2 protein-coding genes are annotated in these 1,371 nt (G+C 69.1%); both read left to right on the top strand.

The features are described 5' to 3' along the window. Positions 1–327, top strand: a 327-nt coding sequence (locus G3I65_RS56205; RefSeq protein ID WP_160704817.1) for a helix-turn-helix transcriptional regulator, incomplete at its 5' end; no start/stop codon positions are given. A gap of 46 nt (positions 328–373) precedes the next feature. Further along, the coding region (locus G3I65_RS56200; RefSeq protein ID WP_239072065.1) for a hypothetical protein at positions 374–1,371 on the top strand (998 nt) is incomplete at its 3' end.

Here is a 1,371-nt window from a genome sequence, read left to right as displayed (position 1 = left end):
CACCGCGCGGCGGGCAAGCTGGGGAGCGCGGTGGGTTCGGCCCAGCGGGCCCAATCGTGGCTGGCGTCCTGCCCGGACGCCGCGACGCCGGCGCTGGCGCTGCTGGACACCCCGCTCGACCTGACGGTCCGCGAGCTGGAGATCGCCCGCCTGGTGGCGACCGGCCTGACGAGCCGCGCCGTCGCGGACCGCCTGGTGGTCTCGGTGCGAACGGTGGACAACGTGCTGCACGGCGTCTACGCGAAGCTGGGTATTTCGGGGCGGCGCGAACTGGCTTCGGTGGTGGGGCAGCCGGAGCCGGGGAGTAGCGCGGGCGACGGCCCGTAGGTAGGTGGAGGCCGCGGTCGTGGCCAAGCCGAGTAGCCCGCTACTCATGACCGCGGCGGCATCCGGTTCGAGACTGGATGACAACGGAGGGGCGCGGGCTTCACCGATCCGAATGTCAGGAGTGGACAGGATGACGACTTCATCGGGCGACGTTTTCCAGAACGAGCAGGGTTCCGGGGGCAGCCAGTTCAACGAGCAGGCTTCCGCGGGCGGCGGCGGGGATGTGTTCCAGAACGAGCAGGGCTCGGGGGGCGGCCAGTTCAACGAGCAGGCTTCGACGGGTGGTCGTGGGGACATCTTCCAGAACGAGCAGGGCTCGGGCGGCGGCCAGTTCAACGAGCAGGCTTCGACGGGTGGTCGTGGGGACATCTTCCAGAACGAGCAGGGTTCGGGTGGTCACGGGGGCGACCAGTTCAACGAGCAGGCCTCGACGGGCGGCCGCGGGGACATCTTCCAGAACGAGCAAGGCTCCGGCCGCGGCGGCAACCAGTTCAACGAGCAGGCGTCGGCCGGCCACGACGGTGACGTGTTCCAGAACGAGCAGGGCGCGGGCGGTTCCGGCGGCAACCAGTTCAACGAACAGGCCTCCACGGGCGGCGTCGGCAACATCTTCCAGAACGAGCAGGGTTCCGGTGGTCACGGGGGCGACCAGTTCAACGAGCAGGCTTCGACCGGCGGTCGCAGTGACGTGTTCCAGAACGAGCAGGGCTCGGGTGGTCACGGCGGCAGCCAGTTCAACGAGCAGGCTTCGACGGGTGGTCGTGGGGACATCTTCCAGAACGAGCAGGGTTCGGGTGGTCACGGGGGCGACCAGTTCAACGAGCAGGCCTCGACGGGCGGCCGCGGGGACATCTTCCAGAACGAGCAAGGCTCCGGCCGCGGCGGCAACCAGTTCAACGAGCAGGCGTCGGCCGGCCACGACGGTGACGTGTTCCAGAACGAGCAGGGCGCGGGCGGTTCCGGCGGCAACCAGTTCAACGAACAGGCCTCCACGGGCGGCGTCGGCAACATCTTCCAGAACGAGCAGGGTTCCGGTGGTCACGG

This window comes from Amycolatopsis sp. SID8362 (assembly GCF_010550475.1).
In the GTDB taxonomy this organism is placed as follows: Bacteria; Actinomycetota; Actinomycetes; order Mycobacteriales; family Pseudonocardiaceae; genus Amycolatopsis; species Amycolatopsis eburnea.
Note: the sequence above shows the minus strand (reverse complement) of the source record. Positions and strands in the feature narration are given on the sequence as shown.